Genomic DNA, 22081 nt, shown 5'->3' on the forward strand with positions numbered 1-22081 from the left:
CCTCTCATTCTTTCGTATTATCTTTTGACAGTATAGCACCTCCGAAGTAATTCAGCAAGATCCTTCACCTGGCCGCAAATCAAAGGGTAATAAACGCATCCAGCCCGGCCGGGGCGTCCGGGTTTCTTCCAAGCAGCAGTGATTTTTCATATGCCAGCATCTGTATCATACCAATGAGCGGAATCCCCCATGCTTCGAACCTGCCTGTCCCGTCCACACAGATATGTGCGTCAGCCCCATATTGGTTTTCTGTTTCAGCAGATACCGTAATAAGAATGCCGTTATGGCTTTTCAGATCTTCCACCATCGCAGACTGCAGCCTCTCCGCCCCCGGGTTCAGAACTGCAATGGTCAGTGTCTTTTCATCGCTGAGCACGATCGGGCCATGACGGTAATCCAACAGGTTAAACTGCCTGCCCGGCAGCATGGATATCTCTGTGAAAGCCAGAGCCCCCTCCTCCGCAATGCCGTTGAGTGCGCCGTCTGCCAGAATCACTGCATTGTCCCAGTTCTTTTCAGCTATGGATTTCAAAGCAGGCCGGTAAGCCTCACGAAATGCCTGATTCTGTTCTGCCGCCGCCCTGCCTGATACCTCCAGATCATCATCCCCGCTGTATATGGCTGCCAGCATGAGAAGGGATAAATAGAGATTGGTTACTGTACGGGTCTGGCATACACTTTTGTCATAACACCAGTCCAGAGTCAGATTGAAATCAGAATAGGGCATGATATCATTGTTGTCTTTCATGGATATGGAAATGACCGGATTGCCATAGTGTTCCTTTATGTATTTCACAGCTCTTACAATCTCACTCGTCTGCCCTGAGCGGGAAAGTGTGATAATGATGCCGTCTTTTATCGTTTCTCCATAATATACGGAATTGATCAGATAATCCCCTCCGGATATGGCAGCTGCCGCAGTATCCGGGCATGCCGCAAACATACGCTGTCCCGATTTAGCCAGCATGTAGCTGGAACCGCTGCCAAGGAATACGAATTTCCTATGTTTTGCCGTGCTGAAGAATCCACGGATTTTTTCCTGCATTCCGCTGAGATAGGCATAAGTCTTTTCTAAGGCAATATGCTGTGTCATAATTTCCTGTTCTGTTAAATACATGTCTGTTCCTCCTAGTGACATTCTTTATATTCTTTTGGTGACATTCCGGTATGTTTTTTAAAAAATCTTGAAAAATAGGTTATGTTTTCAAATCCGAGCGCATCGGCGATTTCATAAATTTTCATGTCCGTTGTATCCAGATAGTTTTTTGCCTTCCCAAGCCTCTTCTGGTTCATACTCTGTATGACTGTGGCCCCTGTAATCTCCTTGAATACCCGGCTTAAATAGCTGGCGCTTGTGCCCACTGCCCTCGCAATATCCGAAACAGTAATCCCTTCCTGATAATGTTCCTCTATATAGCTCAGACATGCCTTAACAAGAGCCTCTCTGGTATCCGGATTGACTGCATCCATTGTCTCTTCGTCCAGCTTTTCCGTATAGAATACCATTTTTTCGCTGTCCTCACAGGCACTGTGCTTAAGTGCCGCTGACGCCTGCGCATAGGCTTCTGGCAGCATCTCAATCTCGGTTTGGAGCCCACTGGTCCCGATATAAGAATACAGCTCCATAAAATTATCCGTCATATCCATGATTTCTGCACATGTGATCTTCAGCCATTCTTCCGTGTGTGCCCCTGTGCACCGGACGACTGCACAATACAGGTCTTTTCTTAAAAATACACCCTGAATCAGGTCTTTTCCAAAGGCCATCGCGAAAAAGTTACAAAGTCCGTCCTGAATCCGCAGGCTCCTTTTCTGATCCAGCCCTTTTTCCAACAAAAACTGAAATAACAGGACTCTGTAGGTATCAAGCTCCAGTCCCAGCGCCCGGGACCTTTTCGGGATATCCTCATAGATACTTCCGTCAAAGACACCTTTGAAAAAATTCTCCTCCTTTGCCTTTCTGGCCTCAGGGTCTTCTGCCGCCCTGGCTTCCTTTAACAGAGCCTTGCAGTTTTCTACTGCCTGAATCAGCCCTTCAAATGCACCGGTCTTTGTTACATATTCAACTACATTATACTTAATGGCCGACTGTGCATACGAAAAATCGGCGAATGCAGTCAGTATGATGACTTTGACCGGGAGCTTATTCTCCCATATGTATTCTGCCAGAGCTATTCCGTCTTTTCCCGGCATCTGAATATCCGTTACGAGAATATCGGGAGCCATCTCCCCAAGATGCTCCATAACATCATTTCCATTCGCTGCCGTATACACGACCTGGCAGTCCAGATCTTCCCATTTTATCAGTGACTGCAGTGCTTTCCGCATAATTGGTTCATCGTCCGCCAGCATTACTCTGTACATGGTGACTCCCTCCTGTCCTGACCGTCATCGAAAGGAATGCAGATGCTTACCCTCGTGCCCTCTCCCGGTTTCGAGTAAATTCTGATTCCGTATTCCTCTCCATACATGAGTCTTATGATGTGGTGGGCATTGTTCAGCCCCACATGGTTATGGCTTTTACTTTCCCCTTCCTGAGAAATTGGCAGAGAGATAATTCCCTCGCTTTCAAATCCGATTCCATTATCTGTTGTATCGATATACAGCGATTCATCTTCTGCATATATATGTACCTCTACTTTCCCGTTTTCTGTTTTCGGCTCGATCCCATGCACTACCGCATTCTCAACGATGAGCTGGATGCAGAGCTTCGGGATGTACAGTTCGGCCAGTGTGGGATCTTCTACCTTTATTTCATACTCCAGCCGGTCTCCATACCGGTAGCTCTGCAGATACAGGTAGTAATTGACGTATTCCAGTTCCTGCCGGATCTGGACTTTTTCAGAACTGTTCCTGTAGATTTTTGCCTGAATCAGCTGGCTGAAGGAACTGATCATCTTATATACATCCGTATTGCCGTCCATCTGCGCCTGCAGTGCAATGGTATTCAGTACATTAAACATGAAATGGGGATTCATCTGCGTCTGCAGGAATTTCATTTCCATATCCTTGATTGAAAGCTGTTTCTCATATACCTGTTTCACCAGATGGTCAATATATGCCGTCATATCATTGAATACCTGGCTGATCTCATGAAACTCTTCACTTCCATAGTCTGGCAGTTTTGCCTCAAACTTTCCTTCTTTTACTTCAAGAAGCTTATCTGTCACTTCTTTGAGCGGCCTTGTCATCCGGTAAATCATATAAACGAAGATCAGACAAGCCGCCCCTGTAATCAGCGCAATCACTATGACATATACTTTGACAGAATTATACATCAGAATCAAAGACTGGTTTTCCGGTATCCCTAAAACGACCTGCAGGTTCAGTCCCAGTTCTTTTTTGAAGATGCGGTATGAACTGCCGCCAGCCTTTGCTTTATATGGTTCTGTTTTGAAGGTATATAAAATGGTCTCCTTTTCCTTTAAAATCGCATCCGCATCCTTACCATAGACATAGTTTCCTTCCGCATCAAAAAACGCCCAGAAGGAATTTCCATACTTGCCCATATCCTGCATAATATATTCGATTGCCGACTGGTCCAACTGAAACAGGATGCTTCCCTGCCGCTCCATCCCATCATCATAAACGGGAAATGCAAGGAAAATACTGTCCTCCCCCTCCGGGTAATAGCCGTAATGGTTCCCTTTCCTGATATCCTGCAAATACTGCCTGTATATCCCTTCAAACGTCTTGTCACTTCCGGCAATTTCTGCATACATCATCGCATAATAGCTGCTGCTTAGATGCTGTCCCTCCTGATCAAAGAGATATACCTGCCTGATCAGCGGTGGAACACCGGCCCCGAGGCTGGACTGAGAGCTGATGGAAACCTGTTTGTCAAATTCGGCCCTGATCTGCCTTACATACTCTTCATCCTCTTCAGTTCTGCGTTCTCCTGTATTTTCAAGATAATCCATCAGGAGTGTTGAACCGCGCAGCCTTGTGATTGTATCCCCGCAGTAACTCAGCTTTGACTCCATCGTCTCTGACATGGCCGACAGGAAGAAATTAATGTCAGAATGGATGTAATCTCCTACGATGATGCTGACAGATGCGACAAAAATGACACCGCACAAAATGAGTGAGATGAGTGTGACCGTCAGATTGTACTGTATCATTTTCCTGCGAAGAGAATACCTCTTCTTTCCCTTGTTATCTTCCATATTGTTCCGCCCCTTAAGAAGTCATTTTATACTATGATACCATAAAATGCCATGCTTTCGGGAACTGGGGGAGATATTCCCGGTTTGCCTCGAACATTTCGTCTGTCATACGCTGGATTTCTTCCATACTCAGTACAGCCGCCGTCAGTGGATCGAACAGGATACTATGGAAGATGGCACGCCGGTCTCTCTCAATACAGCCCTTTACTGCCAGTTCTTCACATCTGGCGGCAGTATTAACCATAACCGCAAGCTGGTCAGGCAATTTTCCAACCGGATGCACTTGAAGCCCGTTTGGGTCTGCCGTCACCGGCACTTCTACGCAGCATCCCTGCGGCAGATTTTCAAGATAGCCTTCATTTCTAACATTTCCATTGAATTCGAATGGCGTCCCGTCGCCGAAAAGTGCATTGAAGATACATGCCGCATACTCTTGTCCCCGCTTCAGGTCAGGTTCGGCCTCCTCCAGCCATTTTCCAATGTCCTGCCTCCATTCATCCTGCCTGCGGAAGTATTCCTTCAGAATGTAGGCATGCTCCCCCGGATTCCAGCCTGTGGAATGGGTACAGTATTTCTCAATCAAATCCGGACGCTTCCTGAACCAGGGGTAGTATTCTGAGTTGTGTCCGGAACTTTCCGTCGGATAGTAATCCAGATGCCGGAACAGCTCGTTGCGTACCAGTTCTTCCTCCCAGACTTCTTTTCGTTCCATCGCCTGTCTGATCAGTGGGTACGCATCCTCTCCCTTCCATTTATATTCCAGATAGAACGCCATGTGGTTAATACCTGCACACAGGTATTCGATGTCCTGCATGTCAGCCCCGATCCAGCCGGCCAGCATCGCTGCCGTATGCTGGACACTGTGGCACAGGCCGGTAATCTTTAAATTAGTCATTTCCTGAAGGTACCGGCAGTTCAGGGCCATTGGGTTCGTATAATTAAGTACATAGGCATCCGGGCAGACAGCCTCGATATCACGGCAGATATCGAGCAGGACCGGGGCGCTGCGCAGGAACCGGAAAATGCCCGCCGGTCCCCTAGTGTCCCCGACGCAGATATCCACGCCATATTTCCCGGGGATCTCGATATCTGTCCTGAAAATGTCCGGTCCCGCCGTCAGCACTGTTATGATCACCCCGTCAGCACCCTCCAGCGCCTTTTTCCTGTCCGTTGTCGCCTCAATTACAGCCGGATAATTACCTGCCGCCTTGATTTTCCTGCATGCTTTCTCAATATAGGAAAGCCGTTCCACGCTGATATCCATCAGGCAGAGATGAGCATCCGCGAATGCCTCATAGGTCAGAATGTCCCGAACAAGCTCTCGTGTGAAGTCAAAGCTTCCTGCACCGATAAATGTAATTTTTTTCATATTCCGTATTTACTCCTTTAATATAAGTTCGATGACCTCGTCCGTCTTTTCATCCACTGTAAATGAAAAGCATTCCGGGGTACTGTAGTTCATAAATTCACAATCCGGGAACTCTTTTGCCACCCAGGGGGTCAGCATAAGCATTTCAAAACCGTCAGAGAGCCTCCTCGCACGTTTCACCTTCCCCTTGACTCCCGGAAGGGCGACTGCCCCGATACTCTCTTCCGTTATGTGGGCATAAAGTCTGTTCCCATTCTGGGTATAACGTCCCCACTCCGGTTTTTCGAAGGCAGACATACCGCATCCGTAGATGCTTTCTGCATTTTTTTTCATCCATGAACCGACCTGTTCCAGTATCCCGGCCTGTTTTTCCGGAATCTCGCCTTTTGCATTTGGCGAGACATTTACAATCATATTTCCGTTCTTGCTCGTGCATTCTACCAGTTTCTTAATGATCTGGGAAGCCGACTTATAATGCTTATCATTCGGCGCATACCCCCAGTTATTATTCAGCGTAAAGCAGGCCTCCCAGGGGATTGCCCTGCCCGAAGGGGTACGCAGTCCACAGGGTGGGATAATCATCTCGGGACATGCAAAATCTCCCGAATAAAGGTCCGGTTCATCACTCATGACAGACCCATAATCCTCCCCATTCGCCTCCAGCCTGCCGTTTACAATAATTTCCGGCTGCAGGGAGCGCACCATGTGCAGAAGTTCCTCCCCTCTCCAGTCACTCCCTTTGTGCCCTTCATAGGAAAAATCAAACCAGAGCAGGTCGATCTTCCCATACATCGTCAGAAGTTCCCTGACCTGGCCGTGCATGTAGTCCAGATATTTACTGAAGTCATGGGATTTTCCTTTATACTGCAGGTGGTTCCTGTCGGGATGGTACATGTCACCATAGGCCGGATAATCCGGATGGTGCCAGTCCAGAAGGGAATAATAAAAACCTATTTTAAGCCCTTCTGCCCGGAATGCATCGACAAACTCTCTGACAAGATCCCTTCCGCATGCCGTATTCGTAGATTTAAAATCTGTAAGCCGGCTGTCCCACAGGCAGAATCCCTCATGGTGCTTTGTTGTCAGTACTGCATACTTCATACCGGCCCTCTTTGCGAGCCGCGCCCACTCAGCCGCGTCATACCTGCTTGGATTCCACTCATCAAAATAGCAGGTATATTGATCCTGTGGTATTTCCTCATCGCTCTGTACCCATTCCCCCCTTCCGGGTATTGCATACAGGCCCCAGTGTATAAACATCCCGAACCTGTCATGCATAAACCATTTTGTCCGTTCTTCTCTTTCTTCCATAATTCCCATTTCATTGACCTAGCCTTTCACTGCCCCCGCTGTCAGAGATTTTACAAAGGTCTCGGAAAGCAGGCAGAATATAATGATAGTTGGTACGACCGCCACAATAATTGCAGAAAACATACCGTTCAGATTTTTAGAGTACGCCGTCGTAAACTGCCCAAGCAGCGCCGGAAGCGTCATATTCTCCTTGCTCTTCAGCAGAATCGATGCAAAATAAAATTCATTCCAGTTATTTAAAAATGCCATGATTGCCGCTGTGGATATGCCGGGCTTTGCAATCGGGACGATAATCCTGAAAAATGTGCCCGCATATCCGCACCCATCCATCTTAGCAGCCTCTTCCATCTCTTTTGGGATGCTCAGGAAATAGCTGCGGAGAATGAAATAAGTGACCGCGATCCCGAGTCCCGAGTAGATGAAGATCAGCCCCGTTTTTGTATCCTTCAGTCCGAGTTTCCCAAGGAACTGATAGATCGGGAAACTGATGGAGATTGACGGGATGAACAGGGTTGTGGTAAACATCAGGGTCACAATGCCCTTCAGCCGGAACTCGATTCTGGCCGATACATATGCGGACATTGCAACGATCAGGACACTGATAAATGTAGATATGATTGTTACGACAAAGCTGTTAAAAAAATAAGTCTGTATGTGCAGCTTCGTAAATATCGTGATATATCCGTCAAACACCCATTCCGAAGGGAGTGAGAGTCCTCCCGGATTTTTCTTGAAGGAAGAAAGAAATACCCACAGAATCGGATATACTGATATAAACAGAACAAATATCATCACGAAATACTGACCAATCCGGGATGGAAGTTTTTTCTTACTGGTTCCTGTCTTTTTCATATAGACTCTCCTCCTATTCCGACTGATTTGTCCGGAATGCTTTATTAATCATCCCGACAAGCAAAAGCCCCAGCAGGAACTGTATAACACCTGCCGTATTGCCTCTGGCAAAGTTCAGCTTTGTACTTCCCAGCGCGGTCTTATAAATATAATAGCTCAGACTGTATGTAGCATTATCGGGCCCGCCCTGTGTAATCAATGCAATTTCGTTGTAAAGCAACAGGCCATAATTGGCTGCCATGACCGACACCGTCCCGATCATCGGCCGCATCAGGGGCAGTGTAATCTTCAGGTTTGTCTGGAGCGTGCTGGCACCGTCTACTTTGGCCGCTTCATAGATGCTGGAATCTATGGAGAATATCTGCGTGATCAAAAGCAGGCAGGAAGAACCCCCGAATAAAATAAACGCAAACGTGACACCCCAGAATGCATAGGTTTCATTCGCCAGCACACTGACATTGGAACCGGGCGAAAACCAGTTACAGATCTCCGTGATTATGCCGCGTGACGGGCTGTAAATATTTAAAAAGATCAAACCAATTGCTGCTGTGGATATAATATTCGGAATGATAAATGCATTCCTTGTGAACTTCCATCCTCTCGGTTTTCCCGAGAGTACAAGAGCCACCAGAACTGTGAATGGGATCTGGACCGCCATCGTCAGGATTACCCATTTAATAGAGTTGACCAGTGCTACCTGAAAGTTTCTGTCTATCGTGAACAGCTTAATATAATTGTCAAACAAATGCCCCCATCCTAGAAATTCCGGATGCAGGAAGTTCTTATAATTCCACTTTGTAAATGATGTGACAAAAATCTCAATCAGTGGATATGCATAAATTGCACAGAATAATATAATCCCCGGAAGCAGAAAAGCCAGGATGAACCCATTTTTCTTTGAGAAGATTTTTTTCTTTGTACGGTATGTATCTGATGCATTCATGATCCGCCCTCCTCTTTTAAAAAGGGGACCATCCAAGATCGTCCCCTCTGTTTATATTCTCTTTTTTCCTACTCTGCTGCCGCTAAAAAGTCATCCAGATCCTTGACCACATCATCTGCTGTCTTGGAACCATCTTTCAGTCCTGCATATTTTGACTGGATTTCTCCTTCCGCATCTCCGAATGTATTTCCCAGTCCCAGTGCCTTGTAATCTGCATTCTGGCAGAGCCTGCATGCTTCAACCAATAATTTTGCATCATCGGTTTCTACCTTTTCTGCAAGTGCATCGTAATCTACCTTTGTGCCCGGAGCCATTCCAATTCCTTTTTCAATGATTCTTGAAGCAATCTCAGGACTCGTCATATATTTAATAAATTCAATTGCCGCTTCGGTCTGCTTTTCATCAAGCTTTGAAGAAACTACATAACCGCATCCGCCTGATAAGAGTGCCGCTGTCTTACCTGATTCATCTGTCGGGAAAACTGCCGGCCTGATATTTTCTGCTCCGGCCTCACAGTCGATGGTCCCGCCTGCATCCCATACGCCATTAAACAGCATCGCTGTTTTGCCCGCAAAGAAATCGGAGCGGTACGCTTCATCGTCATCTCCTCCGGGACCAAAGTTTGCAGCATCAATCTTCTGTAATGCTTTTTCCTGGATAAATGTGAGGGATTCTTTAAAGGATGCCTGATCAAAGCTTTCCACTGTCCTGCCGCCTTCATAAAACTCTCTGGAATCTGCACTCCTTTGATTGTAAGCAGCCAAAAGGATGTTCGTCGGCCAGCCTGCGTTTAAACCAAACGGGGTGATTTCTGCTGCCACCAGTTTATCAACTGCCGCATTGAAATCGTCCCATGTCTTCCAGTCGCCCGGGACCGCCGCGCCGGCTTCCTTGAATAAGGCTTCATTATACCAGAAACCGACTCCCTCGATCTGTTCCCTTACGGAATAGACCTTTCCATCTTCTGTCAGGTTCTGGTCATAGCAGACCCCGGCTCCTGCCTTAAAGTCTGCATCATCATCCAGATAAGGCTTCAGATCAAGAATCGCATCTGCTGACGAAGCCACCGGCGTAATGTCCCAGCCGCCAAAATCAGCAATGTCATAGAATCCCCCCGCACTTAAGTCGTTCAAAGCCGTATTATAGATTCCTTCTGCCCCGGATTCGTCAGCTTTTATCACAAAGTTAAATTCACCCTTGTGCATTTCTGCAAATTCCTCGTAAATTTTTCTCATCTCTCCCGCTGCCGCCCATTCGGATTCATCGTGATAATAACCATGTGTGAACGTGATAGTCGGCAGTTCTGATCCCTTGTCCACTGAGTCTTTAGCTGAATCTGAGGATGAATCCCCCTTTCCGCATCCGGTAAACAGGGCAGCTGTCATTACTGTGCAGAGCAGAATACTCAATACCTTTCTCTTCATAAACTTTTTCCTCCTTTTTTCGTGACTGTCATTGATGTCTTCATAATACCAGTACACGCAAGCCAAAAGAATAAACAAAGCGCTTGGTTTCCTGCACTTTTTCAACTAAAATGCAGAAGAGCATAAAAAAAGATGCACTTTTTTTACGGATTCCACTTCTGAAGCTTTCATCCGGTAAAAAAAGTGCATCTTTTTCTTAATAACTGCTGTTTATTTCCTTTTCGTCGCCTTTTTGAAGGCTGTCTAACTGTAAGATCAGGTCATTCAGTTCATCCTCATTTCCGGAGGCAGCTTTTAAGTGTCCAGCAAACAGGTTGAGATGGCTGTTGGACCAAACAGAGCTGATCGTCTTAATCTGAATCTGGGCGTCGTGTGCAGTCTTTAGTGCATTGCCAAGCATGGGATACCCCTTTGCAATTACCTGATTATCTACATCTGGATTCGAGGGGGCCTGTCCGGTCTCCAATGCCAGACGGGTCTGCACACCGCTTCCCAGCATATATTTCAGGAACCTGACCGAAGCTTCATTCTGCTTTTTATCGGGACTGTCATAAACCACATATCCAGAAGACGGGGAAATATAGGACAGGCTCTCTCCTGAGCGTGTCGGATAATCCGCACAAGCGATATCCTCCCGGTTCTTTGAATCCTGAAATATCTCGCTCTCCCAGACACCATTAAAATACATGGCGGTCTTCCCCTCTATAAAGTACTGCCTTGCATTATCGATGCTGTCTGTATCACTGGAGTATCTGTACAGGTTTGAAAAATCCTTTACCGTATTGCGGAATGCCTCGTGATCAAATGTATCAGGGACCCCTCCCGCCATCTGATACCCTTCCTCACTCTCTCCTGCAAGGCGTGCTAAAAACAGATTTTCCGCCACCTGGACATTTTCCAAAGCATAGACACCTTTCAGGGTTCCTGTTTTCTGGTTCCACTGCTCCAGCTTCTCACACGCCTCATAAAATTCATCCCATGTTGCCGGCGGGGACGCTTTCCCGCGTTCATCCACGATTCCGGCCTCTGTAAAGTACTGCTTGTTATACCAGTAACCCATGACCTCAAGGGCATCAGGCAGCGTGTAGATACTGCCGTCCTCATTCGTCCATACCTCCAGTACGGAAGGATGGATACTTGCTTTCAGCTCAGGGTCCTCTTCGATATAGGGGGCAAGATTAAGAGCCTTCCCCTGCTTCACTACATTTGATACATAATAAGACTGGCCGTTCGTGCTTACGATATTCGGCATTTCATCGAGTGCCAGCATATCATTTGCTTTTTCTACCGCAATTGTACTGTCTGAAGACGGCTGGCTGTTTAAAACAATGTCCGGATTCTCTTCAGCAAACTCATCGTAAATCTCCTGCATCAGTACATGTGTCTTTACGGCACCGCCCCAGCCATGAATAAAGGTCAGTTCCGTAGGCGGGTTATCCTCCTGCCGGCTGCAGGATGTCAGTGCCAGACAGACTGTGGAAAGAAGAAATACATTTATGAAGGAAATGGGCTTTCGTTTTATATGAAATCTCTTTTTCTCCATACTACAGCCTGTCCTTCTGAAATATATCTGATTCTTTTAACACCCGCAGCAGCTCTGCTATCTTCTCTTCATTTACGACAAGTGCCATCCGCACATATCCTTCCCCTTCACTCCCGAATGCACTTCCCGGCGTGACAATCAGTCCGGTCTTATCCATAAGCTCCATACAAAAAGAAAGCGATGTCTCATATCCTTCCGGGATTTTTGCCCACACAAACATCGTCCCCTGACTGTCCGGGACATTCCATCCGATCTGCCTTAAGCCGCCGCAAAGAGCCTTATTCCTCGCCGCATACTCCTGCCTCTGCGTCTCGATAAAGTCGTCCGGCCCCGTAAGTGCCGCGATGGCAGCATACTGTACCGGCAGAAAGATACCATAATCGATCTGTGACCGCAGTGCCTTAAACCTGCTGATGATTTCCCTGTTACCAACAACAAAAGATATTCTTGCCCCTGTCAGGTTATAGGATTTGGAAAGAGAATAGAATTCCACGCCAACCTCTCTTGCCCCATCAAAAGATAAAAAGGACCTTCCCTGTGTTCTTGTAAAAATGATATCCGAGTATGCATTGTCATGCAGAATGATAATATGATTCTTCTTTGCAAATAAAATGAGCTCCTCATAAAATTCGTCAGGCGCACAGACGCAAACCGGATTCAGCGGATAGGAAACAATCATATACTTCGCCCTCTCCAGAAGCTCCTCCGGTATATTCTTAAGATCTGGCAGATATCCGTTCTTTTCCTCAATCTTGTATGTCTCAATCCGGGCCCCGGCCATCACACCGCTCATCTCAAAGATCGGATATCCCGGATTCGGTACCAGAATCGTATCTCCGGGATTGCAGAAAACAAGGCCGATATGGGCCATCCCTTCCTGAGAACCATAGACAGACATGATCTCATCTTTCTCCAGTTCCACCTGAAACCGCTTTTGATAGCGGTACCGGACAGCCTCAACCAGTTCCGGCAGATCATCCAATGCATACTTATAATTATCCGGATTCCCACATGCCTCCTGCATAGCCCGCATAATATGTCCTGCGGGCTGAAAATCCGGCGTGCCGACAGACAGATTATAGACCGTGCGTCCCTGCGCCAACAGTTCCTCCTTCTTCTGGTTCAAAGCGGCAAAAATGCCGGGCTGTATATCATTTACCTTGTCAGAAAACCGAAAACTCTCCATCTCAAAAATGCCTCCTCATGTGTAGATACTTCATATTGTTTATTATAGCATGGATGGAGTAGTCTTGTCATTTTCTACCTTATTCCGTCTTCTGGAATTTTGCGTCAAATCTAGTTTCCATTTCTTCGAGCCTGATGTTAAAATACTCTTCGGTCTCTTCCAAACGGCCTATGAACTTGTCTTCTGTCTTCGCCGCCCTTTCATCAATTAATCTTGCAATTGCCTGTAAATCCTGTTTCTGCAGCATGTATACCTCAACGCCACCTTTCTGAAATCTTTGTTTCCATGTGTCTGATTTCAGTATAAGAAAAGATGACGGTTATGACAAACAGGTTGTAACTGCTTGACAAGGTGTTATTAGTTCAGATATCCTGGTCCTGAATGGCGAACTGGTCAGTACTGTTCCCGCTGGTTACATCAGACTTCTCTTTACTTCTTCAGCAACCAGTTTTACCAGACGTTCCACATCCGCTTTCCCGCGGAAGTATGTATCTCCCGCTTTTTTATCACTGCCGAACAGTTTCATCTTTTTCATTGTTTCCTGCTTTACCGCTCCCACAGCTGCGGGGATTAAGTCGATAATTCCTTTGTTCATATTCGTGAACTTTTTAAACTCCGCCTCAACCGCAGCTATATTGATATCCGTAAAAATATTTACCTTGCTGATTCCTTCTGAAATAGCCTGCCTAAAATCAGAATCCGTTAGCCCGGATCCTCCATGCAGTACCAACGGGACATCCACAGTCTTTGCAATGGTCCGGATTCGTTCAAAATCTAATTTCGGCGGCAGTTTGTATGCCCCATGTGCGTTCCCCACCGCAATCGCCAATGCATCTACTTTGGTCTTCTCTACATAATCTTTTGCCATGTCCGGCTCTGTATAAAACTGCTTTGGGTCCGTCATATGTGAACTTCCCTCCGGAGATCCTTCATTATCCCCCACATGTCCGAGTTCACCCTCGATTGTGGCGCCATAGGAGTGGGCGATATCTGCCATTTCTCTCACTTTTCTTACATTCTCCTCATAAGAATCTGTAGAGCAGTCATACATGATGGATGAAAATCCCAGTTCCAGTGCTTTCAGACAGGTTTCCTTATTCAATCCGTGATCCAAATGGATCACAATCGGCACATTCGCCTTCTTTGCCATCGGAATCAGGTAATACGACACCTCCTCCAGTGGCCCGTAAGGGAACAGCACCTCGGCCGTGCCCATGATTACAGGGGAACCTGTGCTTTCTGCCGCACTGATAATTCCTCTTGCCAGCTCCAGATTTACCGCATTAAATAATCCTACTGCGTAATGATTCCTTTTCGCGGGAATCAATACTTCATTCAAGTTTACTAACATATTCAGCCTCCTTATATTTTAATAATCTATCTTGCACTTTTACACCAGCCCGCATTTATTTTATTTTCCAATTCTTCAAAAGACTTCAGCCCGCTCAGTGCATCATAAACTGCCACGCAGGATGCACCGGTTGCCGCGGAAAGCTGCAGGGTCTTCTCCAGTGGGTATCCTTCCAGCATAGCAGTCAGAAACGCCGCAATGCTCGTATCTCCTGCCCCGGTCCCGGAAAGGATGCGCTCTGGAACATAGCTCTTCTCGAATCCCTCCCTGCCTGCCCAGCTGTTTAAATCCAGCCCGGCCCGGCTTCCTATATTCATCAGTGTCCGCCTGTCTGCTGTTTTATAATACATTCCGGGAGCGCCGCATTTAATCAGAAGGGCCTTTGCGCCAAATTCCATACATTGCTTTCCAAGGGGCATGATATCCTTCTCAATATTCAGCATTTCCGTAATATCACTTCCACCGGCCCGCTCCTGCCACTCTGTATATCGCTTCTTATCCAGCATATAGCAGAGTTCTTCCACACTGGGCACAAAAAAGTCCACGTAAGGCATAACCCGCTCCAGAATCTTCTCCCAGTCAGCCGTGCCTGCTTCTGCATCCGGGTCTACGGCCGCCATATCAAGGGAAGTTGCTGCACCTGCAGCCTTTGCCCGCTTCATGATTTCCACCAGTTCCTCTCCGTCATGTTCATACATGGATTTCATCAATGGAGGATATCCGAAGTGAAACAATGCCGCTTCTTCCAGAGCTTTCTGTGGAATATCCGATGCCCGGAACGAATGGTTTGCCCCTGGATTATGCAGAAAGATGCGGTCAATCCCCGGAACCGCCAGAATGACAGAGTAGGATGTAGATTCCTGATCCGATAAAATCATCCCTTTTTCTGCATCATGCTGCCTCAGAATATTACAGACCATCTCACCAAATGCATCCGTTCCGATTTTTCCCATTAAAGTAACGTCTGCACCGAGAATTTTCATTGCCAGTCCGGTATTGGCTACGGCCCCGCCTGTGTGCACATCCGCCTCCCCCATTTGTATCAGTCTTCCCGGAGAAAGAATCTCGCTCAGCCGGGATACCTTTTTATCAGGGAATACCGGTGTAATATCCAGACATATATGTCCGGCTGCGATTACTTTTTTCTTCATAACTGCCTCCTGTCTTTTTTCTGATATGGAAAACGGGAGACCTTCTGATCTCCCTGTTTTCCGCCTCAAAGCTTATTCGATTCCCATCAGAAGATTCATCACATACATTTCCAGTGCCTCAAAATCTCTGTTCTCAACACACTTTTTCTGGAAATCATAATCAAACTTATCCACTTTTTCTTCCAGAGCCTTGAAAATCTTCAGGCTGTTTTCCAGATGCTTGTAGCTGTCCCCATCCGTTGTCGTTCTCATCGCCTTCACATCAAGGCCGACATATTCTCCGTTCTCTCCATATCCATTTTCCTTCAGAACCTTTACCTGATTGAATGCGGCACGCAGGTTCTCCACACCAAAAGATTTATTCTGGTCATAGCGGATTCCATTCTGGTCATTCAGGTGTACGGTCATCAGTTTCCCCATTGCCAGGGCAAATCCGATCTCATTGGCCGGGTCCAGACCTGCCAGAATGGCATGTGCGCTCTCAAGATTACCGCCTACACGTGACGGGGCGATTGTTGCGGCTGAAACTGCCATGACATGCCCCATTGTTCCGCAGATGCTTCTGTCAATCGGCTCATTTGGCTTCGGCTCAATACATACACGGATCTTTGGATCATATTCCAGCATCTTGTTGATTGCCTCGACAAGCATCTTTGTAGCCCATACAGGAGATTTTGATTCTGCGCAAAGCGTTCCCTCCCTTGCGAGCCAGAGTACAACCATGTCACAGCCAAGCTCGTTGGCAATATCAATTGAGCGGTAAGCTCTCCACATCGCATACTCACGGTCTTTTGCAGATGTACTCATAAAACCGCCGTCCTGTGTATGTTCATCCATCCACAGGCGCGGTGCCACAAATTCTGCTTTAAGGTTATACTTGTCCAGTGTCTTTTTCAGTTCACGCGCTTTCTCTTTGATTTCCTCTTCCGTGTAGTCATTAATATTCGGCACTGCATCATCATCATGGAACTGAACTGCGGAAAATCCCAGTTCTGCAAACTTTTTGTACTTCTCCTCTGCAGGAATGTCCTTTCTTGTTGCTGGTCCGTAAGAATCTGCTCCTGTATGTACATTCCAGGGACCTACTGAAAACTTAAATTCTGTCATAATAATCTTTTCCTTTCTTTCATAAAAATCGGCTGTCTCGGTATTCTCAGCACTTTTTCCGGAACACCACACACCGTTTATCTGTTATGTCTTATTTATACCAGAAACAGCGGTCCAAAAAATGATAATGTTGCGATTTTTTTTGTTGTTTATTGCTCTTGTGTGGTGTATCATGAAATCAAAACTATTTGGAGGAGAATGACGATATGGGTAAAAAAGAAGAGTTTGAAATTATACAGCATACAACCATGAACTATCTGGAAATCTTTCTGGTTGAAATGACTACCCGCAGTCCACACGGACACGGCGATCTGGAAATCGGCATCCTTCTGGATGGGGATCTTACCCTTTTTACAGAGTTTAAGCAGCTTGAACTGCATGCAGGGGACATCTATATCATAAACAGGTATCAAATACATTCTTTCTTAAATAAGGACGGAAAGAACCAGATACTGGCATTTCAGATTCATCCTGACTTTTACCGCAGGATCGATTACCAGCTTGGTTTACTTCGTCTGGATAACAGCATTATACGAAGCGGTGGACTTTATAAGAGCCTGTACCAGACGCTCCTTTCCTGTGCCGCAATATATTTCTCTTCATCCGCGCATAATGCCATTAAGTGTTCCAGTCTGGTTCTGGACGCGATTTACCAGCTGTTAACATATACGGATTATACAATTACGAGTGAACAGGAATCCGCCACCGCAAAGAACAACTCCAAACGGCTGAACCGGATTACAGACTACATCTCAGAACACTATCGGGAGCATATTTCTTTACAGGACATTGCCGGTCTGGAAAATATAACAACCTATCATGCTTCGCACTTCATCACGCAGATGCTTGGAATTTCCTTTCAGGAATATCTGAATAACATCCGGTTTGAGCACGCCTTCCAGCTGGTTGACAAATCCGATTTGCCGATCCTAGATATCTGCCTCGAAACAGGGTTTTCCAGCAGCCGTTATTTGAATCAGATGTTTATAAAAAAACTTGGATGCAGTGTAAAAGAATATAGGAAAAAGCAGGAAAAGCCGCACCTGATCGGTGCAGCTCTCCCTACTGATAATGTACAGAAACGGTATTCCTTGGAACAGGCAGCTTTTGCCCTGTCCCGTTATACCCTCTTTCCGAAACATTTTTCAAAATAAGCCACAGCATCTTTAATATTTCTGTAATGGTTATCCAAAGCGGTATATTCTATCACTGCATATCCCTGATACCCATTCTGTTCCATACAGTTTGCCAAAGTGCAGAAATCGACAATTCCCTGTCCATGTATCGCTCCCCGCATCTTCTTTCCGCTGATGTCCATATCTCCCGGTTCCTCATCCGGTACATATGCCATATCCTTTAAATGAATATGGCATATTCGTTCTCTGAATGCTTCATAATAGGAAACAGGATTTTCATGCTTTATGAGCATATTTCCGCTGTCATAGGCCAGATACAGCTCCGGCACTGCATCCAGCAGCGCCCTGGTTTCATCGATACTGCATAAGGGAAGTGTCACTTCTGGTGTATCCTCTACACATACCCGGATTCCTTTTGTTTTGCCATATACTGCTATAGGTCTGATGTTCTCAGCCAATGCAGTCGCAAGTTCTTCCATACTATATCCAGAAATATCCTCCTGCACTGCAAGTGCAAGCATCACTATTTTTACCCCAAGGCTTTCTGCCTCGTCCACAGCTCTGCATGCTTTTTCAATTATATGCCCTGCCTCTTCTTTATTCACGACGGCAAACGTATCAAAATGAACCATGCCCCCTGCTGTAAGATGATTCCCGGCAAGTATTTTCCGGACATAATCCTTTCCAAACAGTTCCAGTTCCAGAGTTGTTATCTCTACTGTATGGATACCTGCATCGGATACCGTCTTTAATATTTCTTTATACAGCTTCTTTAAATCCGCAATATCTGCCATACCATGTTCCCTGCTTAATGCCTGAAGAAGCATTGCAGTCGTCATAAAACTAAACTTTATTTTACTGCTGTTCATTCTTTTCCCCCTTATGTAATCTCTTCATTCATTTTAAAGACTCCAATAGTTTAAACAATCGAACCCTCAGCGTTATTTCCGGGATAATTTCTATCCAGATACCCCGGCTTCAGTCCCGGTATTTTCTCGAACGTGCTCTGCATTCTATAATACTTCCCACTCTCACTGCTTTGCGTAAACCCGTGCAGAATTTCTACTGCATGAAGGGCCAGCCCTGCATTTGCCCTGTGCTTTCTTTGATTCCTTATGGCCCATGCCATCTCTGCCGCACCCAGGCCACGGCTTTCTTCCGCATATCCATAGTTAGATGGAATGATAACAGGGGTATCCTGCCCCTTTCTTAGAACAGAGACTTCCCCTCCGAATCCATTTGGATCTGCCATATTTAGAATTCCTTCCGTCCCATAGACCGTTAATCCAGGCATTTCCGGAAAAATACAGTCTGAATTGAAATGAACTGTTCCCAGTGCACCATTTTCAAATTCCATCATGCCTGTGAGAATGCTTTCAACTTCTGTCTCATATGTTTCTCCATAATTCCCCATAAAAGGAAATCTATGCATACGCTCCACCGGTTTATTTTTCATACCTGTTACTGCCGAAACCGGGCCTAATAGAAAAAGAAGTGCAGTCAGGTAATAAATACCTACATCTACACCGATGCTCCCCCCTTTTTTCGATAAATAGGGGATGAATTCGCTGAGTGTATTGTAATCTCTGTTTACAAAAGCATGGCATGATTTGACCTCTCCAATCATCCCGCTGTCAGCAATATCTTTTGCATTTTGAATTGCCGCACCCAGAAAAGTATCTGGTGCTGCCCCCAGATACAGGGCTTTTTCTTCAGCAAGTTCTGTAAGCTCTTTTGCCTGTTCATATTCAATTGACAGGACTTTTTCTGTATACACATGCCTGCCAGCTTCCAGTAATTGTTTAATGACTGAATAATGTACACTGGGAGGTGTCAGATTCACCACCATTTCAATACTGCTGTCATTAAGGATATCTTCCATTGACATCTGTTGAATACCATATTTCCCGGCCATTTTTTCTGACAATGAAACATTCACATCACAGCATCCTGCCAGATCTATTATGGAAAACTTGTTCTTTAGATTTTCCATATACTTCTCACTGATTGTTCCGCATCCTACGATTGCGGTTTTTACTGTTTTTACCATATTATTCATCTCCTGTTATCTGCAATGATTCCTTTGTATACTCCATCACTTCAAAATGGTTGCCATCCGGATCTGTCAGCCAGAACTGGTATGTCCCATCCACCCCTTTCCGTATGGGACTGTCCGGTTTTATTCCATACTGGCATACTCTGTCCCACAATTCATGAATATTATCAACCTCAAGACTAAAATGCTGATATCCATAATACTGTTTGATATCTGGCAGTTCCTTTTTCTCCCCGTACTGATAGAATAACTCTATCAGTTGGTTTGGTGCCATCTCCAGATATACAAACCATTCTTTATCCCCCATCTGACCCAGATACTGCATAAATCCCGTAAGTTCTTCATTCATCTCCGCTTGTGGTTCCGACTGCATTTTTCTAAGGGCCTGAGAAAAAGTCATAGAAAATTTTTTCTTCATCCCCAGCGCATTGCAGTAGAAGTCCAGCATTGCCTCCATGTTTTTCACATCAAATCCAATGTGTGATATACCTTTGATCATTGTATTTCCTCCTGAATTATTTACTGGTTTTTATTATAAAGGCTATTACTGAATCAGAATATGGCTTCAGTAGACAACTGTAGTTGGTTAATTCGGACATCTTTATTTTGAACTTAACTGCTGAACCACTGCAATCCCCAAAAAGAATATCCCCACCGGAATCAATGCTTGACAGCATTGAATTTTCCGGTGGGGATATGTTTCCCATATTTTTCTTTCTGATATATATTTATACGACTGCTTCAACTAAAACTTTATTCTTAACGAATACTTCATGTACACCAACCTGTTTGTTTTTATTAAAGTTAAAACTAATCATATACCCTTTACTTTTCTTGTAATCCTCCAGATATTCAGCTAATTGTTCCTCTCCTCGGCGATTATACTCATCTCCATGCCATATCTTCATTTCAATGATTGACTGCTCGCCTCGATAATCAACAATCACATCTGTACGCCGCATTCCTCTTGTTCTGAACTCAATATAATAATTCCCAATTCCATTGATTATAGGCCTGAGATAAAGCAGGAAATATTTTCTGCCCTCTTCTTCTAAAAATGTTTCATCACTATCGGCATACAATTCTGTGAAATGCTCCACAAACTTCTCTAATATCAGCCGCATATTTAATTGTCCACCTGTAATAAACTGGTTTTTGTCCTTTAAAGATGCTTTATAGATATCTTTCTCGTGCATCTCGTTTGCAGATAGGTAGTAATTATAGAGTAATGTATCAAATATCCTGTTCGCCGGCTCTACCATTCCATCCCTATTTTTAACAAAGCCAAACATTGATGCAATATCAATAGCCGGATTCATTGGATTATACGCAATCCCTCTGCCTGAAAACAACAGGGCATACAGCATTTCGTCCATTTCCGGATAAGTCGTCAGTTTATGAATCAATGATTCGAACAATGTATTCTTTTCCTGCAAAAGAATCCTTTCAGCCTCCAGAAATCCCGATTTGCTCCATGCTGACCGCTTATCCGGATATTTTTCACTGCCGGAAACTCTTTCATCTATAATCTTGCAAAGACGTGAAACCAAATAAGGATAACCAGATGTATAATTAGATATCATCCCTGCCATCTCCATGACATCCATACCTGTATGCCAGTCTTCTTCATATTTCTCCAGCATCTCTGCAATTCCGTCCATTGACAGGCTCATATCCACATTGAAATCAGCAGCAATATTCCAAGGACTATTATATTGCTGTTCCTCATCACCACGCATCTTTAGTTTCAAATTCTTAATGTCGTGTACTCCTGCTAAAATAACTGACTGGAAAGTAGGACGGTCAATTCGTTTCAGATATTTATCTCTTAACATTCCAAGAAAACTTAAAAATGTTGTGCTTCCACTCGCCTGATCCACCTCGTCAATTATTAGAATAATCGGCTTTACGCTATCCCTGCACATCTGTGAAATCACATTTGAATATTCCCTGAAAGACAGCTGCTTCTCGCCTTTTGCATACTCAGATAAGATCTGAAAAGTCTCTTTCGGAACCTCCGTTGTTTCCCCATACTCAATCGTATCACATAGGAGTCCGCTAAATTCCCTGCAGAAATTGGTGTCATTCCTGTAAACAAAGTCACCCATCCCCTCAAAACTAATTGAAAATACAATATAATCTGGGGAAAGCGCCCGCACAAGCTGACGAATAGTCGTTGTTTTCCCATACTGTCTCGCCCTGTTGATCGTAAAATATTTCCCGGCATCTACAAGATTCTTAATTTCCCTTAACTGCCTGTTGACCTCAACCATGTAATGTAAATCCGGCAGGCAGACACCTTCCGTATTAAAATACTTGCCCATGCTGCACACTCCTGTTTTCCAATACTGCTTATTTTCCACTGTACTGATTACATTATACGGCATTCCAACTTATAGCACAATCATTTGTTCCAAACCTTATCAAAAGGATACTGTGCTTATAAAATAATTGTATCTACTCATTAAAAACCACCAAGTACAGAG

The 22081-nt window shown here is 45.2% G+C and carries 19 protein-coding genes; 1 reads left to right on the forward strand and 18 read right to left on the reverse strand.

The features are described 5' to 3' along the window. Positions 1–79: 79 nt before the first annotated feature. The 14 genes from A8806_RS07075 to A8806_RS07135 form a co-directional block, all read right to left on the reverse strand. Positions 80–1117 (reverse strand): SIS domain-containing protein, encoded by a 1038-nt coding sequence (locus tag A8806_RS07075; protein WP_109730481.1) that lies wholly within the window; start codon positions 1115–1117, stop codon positions 80–82. Positions 1118–1128: 11 nt separating this feature from the next. After that, complete coding sequence (locus A8806_RS07080) at positions 1129–2364, reverse strand: response regulator (RefSeq protein ID WP_109730482.1); 1236 nt, start codon at positions 2362–2364, stop codon at positions 1129–1131. Continuing rightward, complete coding sequence (locus tag A8806_RS07085; protein ID WP_109730483.1) at positions 2352–4166, reverse strand: sensor histidine kinase; 1815 nt, start codon at positions 4164–4166, stop codon at positions 2352–2354. The genes A8806_RS07080 and A8806_RS07085 overlap by 13 nt, the downstream gene beginning before the upstream one ends. A 31-nt stretch (positions 4167–4197) precedes the next feature. Then, a complete protein-coding gene (gene melA, locus A8806_RS07090) occupies positions 4198–5535 on the reverse strand; it encodes an alpha-galactosidase (RefSeq protein WP_109730484.1) in 1338 nt (445 codons plus the stop codon). Positions 5536–5544: 9 nt separating this feature from the next. Beyond that, entirely contained in the window at positions 5545–6849 is a 1305-nt protein-coding gene (locus A8806_RS07095) for an alpha-L-fucosidase (protein ID WP_416388171.1), read from the reverse strand. Positions 6850–6864: 15 nt separating this feature from the next. Further along, a complete protein-coding gene (locus A8806_RS07100) occupies positions 6865–7698 on the reverse strand; it encodes a carbohydrate ABC transporter permease (protein WP_109730486.1) in 834 nt (277 codons plus the stop codon). Positions 7699–7711: 13 nt separating this feature from the next. After that, the gene (locus tag A8806_RS07105; RefSeq protein ID WP_109730487.1) at positions 7712–8641 is read right to left on the reverse strand and encodes a carbohydrate ABC transporter permease; all 930 of its coding nucleotides are present in this window, start codon (positions 8639–8641) and stop codon (positions 7712–7714) included. Positions 8642–8709: 68 nt separating this feature from the next. Beyond that, positions 8710–10065 carry an ABC transporter substrate-binding protein gene (locus A8806_RS07110; RefSeq protein ID WP_109730488.1) on the reverse strand — a complete coding sequence of 452 codons (1356 nt, stop codon included), beginning with the start codon at positions 10063–10065 and terminating at the stop codon, positions 8710–8712. A 196-nt stretch (positions 10066–10261) separates the two neighbouring features. Further along, positions 10262–11608: an ABC transporter substrate-binding protein gene (locus A8806_RS07115; RefSeq protein ID WP_109730489.1), complete on the reverse strand. Its 1347-nt coding sequence runs from the start codon at positions 11606–11608 to the stop codon at positions 10262–10264. A 1-nt stretch (position 11609) separates the two neighbouring features. Next, positions 11610–12794 carry an aminotransferase class I/II-fold pyridoxal phosphate-dependent enzyme gene (locus A8806_RS07120; protein WP_109730490.1) on the reverse strand — a complete coding sequence of 395 codons (1185 nt, stop codon included), beginning with the start codon at positions 12792–12794 and terminating at the stop codon, positions 11610–11612. Between the two features lie 79 nt (positions 12795–12873). Then, positions 12874–13041 (reverse strand): hypothetical protein, encoded by a 168-nt coding sequence (locus A8806_RS26110; protein ID WP_181368615.1) that lies wholly within the window; start codon positions 13039–13041, stop codon positions 12874–12876. 165 nt (positions 13042–13206) lie between these two features. Beyond that, entirely contained in the window at positions 13207–14145 is a 939-nt protein-coding gene (locus A8806_RS07125; RefSeq protein WP_109730491.1) for a class II fructose-bisphosphate aldolase, read from the reverse strand. Between the two features lie 26 nt (positions 14146–14171). Next, positions 14172–15296 carry a carbohydrate kinase family protein gene (locus A8806_RS07130; protein WP_109730492.1) on the reverse strand — a complete coding sequence of 375 codons (1125 nt, stop codon included), beginning with the start codon at positions 15294–15296 and terminating at the stop codon, positions 14172–14174. A 72-nt stretch (positions 15297–15368) separates the two neighbouring features. Continuing rightward, positions 15369–16403 carry a TIM barrel protein gene (locus tag A8806_RS07135; protein ID WP_109730579.1) on the reverse strand — a complete coding sequence of 345 codons (1035 nt, stop codon included), beginning with the start codon at positions 16401–16403 and terminating at the stop codon, positions 15369–15371. 206 nt (positions 16404–16609) lie between these two features. On the opposite strand from A8806_RS07135, the gene A8806_RS07140 reads away from it, so the two are divergent. Next, entirely contained in the window at positions 16610–17557 is a 948-nt protein-coding gene (locus A8806_RS07140) for an AraC family transcriptional regulator (protein ID WP_109730493.1), read from the forward strand. On the opposite strand, the gene A8806_RS07145 is transcribed toward A8806_RS07140, so the two are convergent. From A8806_RS07145 to A8806_RS07160, 4 genes are all read right to left on the reverse strand, one after another. Continuing rightward, positions 17524–18408: a sugar phosphate isomerase/epimerase family protein gene (locus A8806_RS07145; protein WP_109730494.1), complete on the reverse strand. Its 885-nt coding sequence runs from the start codon at positions 18406–18408 to the stop codon at positions 17524–17526. The genes A8806_RS07140 and A8806_RS07145 overlap by 34 nt on opposite strands. A gap of 50 nt (positions 18409–18458) precedes the next feature. Continuing rightward, complete coding sequence (locus tag A8806_RS07150) at positions 18459–19589, reverse strand: Gfo/Idh/MocA family protein (protein WP_109730495.1); 1131 nt, start codon at positions 19587–19589, stop codon at positions 18459–18461. A 1-nt stretch (position 19590) separates the two neighbouring features. Next, positions 19591–20094 carry a VOC family protein gene (locus A8806_RS07155; RefSeq protein ID WP_109730496.1) on the reverse strand — a complete coding sequence of 168 codons (504 nt, stop codon included), beginning with the start codon at positions 20092–20094 and terminating at the stop codon, positions 19591–19593. A gap of 229 nt (positions 20095–20323) precedes the next feature. Beyond that, positions 20324–21919, reverse strand: a complete 1596-nt coding sequence (locus A8806_RS07160) for an AAA-like domain-containing protein (protein WP_109730497.1) — start codon at positions 21917–21919, stop codon at positions 20324–20326. Positions 21920–22081: the final 162 nt, after the last annotated feature.

Origin of the sequence: Faecalicatena orotica (genome assembly GCF_003149245.1) — a bacterium.
GTDB classification, from domain to species: Bacteria; Bacillota; Clostridia; order Lachnospirales; family Lachnospiraceae; genus Faecalicatena_A; species Faecalicatena_A orotica.

Excerpts from the sequence above, each read along its gene's own strand:
- A8806_RS07115 (WP_109730489.1), bottom strand. The coding sequence starts at position 11,608 with ATGGAGAAAAAGAGATTTCATATAAAACGAAAGCCCATTTCCTTCATA.
- A8806_RS07085 (WP_109730483.1), bottom strand. The coding sequence starts at position 4,166 with ATGGAAGATAACAAGGGAAAGAAGAGGTATTCTCTTCGCAGGAAAATG.
- A8806_RS26110 (WP_181368615.1), bottom strand. The coding sequence starts at position 13,041 with ATGCTGCAGAAACAGGATTTACAGGCAATTGCAAGATTAATTGATGAA.
- A8806_RS07150 (WP_109730495.1), bottom strand. The coding sequence starts at position 19,589 with ATGGTAAAAACAGTAAAAACCGCAATCGTAGGATGCGGAACAATCAGT.
- A8806_RS07080 (WP_109730482.1), bottom strand. The coding sequence starts at position 2,364 with ATGTACAGAGTAATGCTGGCGGACGATGAACCAATTATGCGGAAAGCA.
- A8806_RS07125 (WP_109730491.1), bottom strand. The coding sequence starts at position 14,145 with ATGTTAGTAAACTTGAATGAAGTATTGATTCCCGCGAAAAGGAATCAT.
- A8806_RS07130 (WP_109730492.1), bottom strand. The coding sequence starts at position 15,296 with ATGAAGAAAAAAGTAATCGCAGCCGGACATATATGTCTGGATATTACA.
- A8806_RS07110 (WP_109730488.1), bottom strand. The coding sequence starts at position 10,065 with ATGAAGAGAAAGGTATTGAGTATTCTGCTCTGCACAGTAATGACAGCT.
- A8806_RS07120 (WP_109730490.1), bottom strand. The coding sequence starts at position 12,794 with ATGGAGAGTTTTCGGTTTTCTGACAAGGTAAATGATATACAGCCCGGC.
- A8806_RS07105 (WP_109730487.1), bottom strand. The coding sequence starts at position 8,641 with ATGAATGCATCAGATACATACCGTACAAAGAAAAAAATCTTCTCAAAG.
- A8806_RS07140 (WP_109730493.1), top strand. The coding sequence starts at position 16,610 with ATGGGTAAAAAAGAAGAGTTTGAAATTATACAGCATACAACCATGAAC.
- A8806_RS07100 (WP_109730486.1), bottom strand. The coding sequence starts at position 7,698 with ATGAAAAAGACAGGAACCAGTAAGAAAAAACTTCCATCCCGGATTGGT.
- A8806_RS07155 (WP_109730496.1), bottom strand. The coding sequence starts at position 20,094 with ATGATCAAAGGTATATCACACATTGGATTTGATGTGAAAAACATGGAG.
- A8806_RS07160 (WP_109730497.1), bottom strand. The coding sequence starts at position 21,919 with ATGGGCAAGTATTTTAATACGGAAGGTGTCTGCCTGCCGGATTTACAT.
- A8806_RS07135 (WP_109730579.1), bottom strand. The coding sequence starts at position 16,403 with ATGACAGAATTTAAGTTTTCAGTAGGTCCCTGGAATGTACATACAGGA.
- melA (WP_109730484.1), bottom strand. The coding sequence starts at position 5,535 with ATGAAAAAAATTACATTTATCGGTGCAGGAAGCTTTGACTTCACACGA.
- A8806_RS07075 (WP_109730481.1), bottom strand. The coding sequence starts at position 1,117 with ATGTATTTAACAGAACAGGAAATTATGACACAGCATATTGCCTTAGAA.
- A8806_RS07145 (WP_109730494.1), bottom strand. The coding sequence starts at position 18,408 with ATGAACAGCAGTAAAATAAAGTTTAGTTTTATGACGACTGCAATGCTT.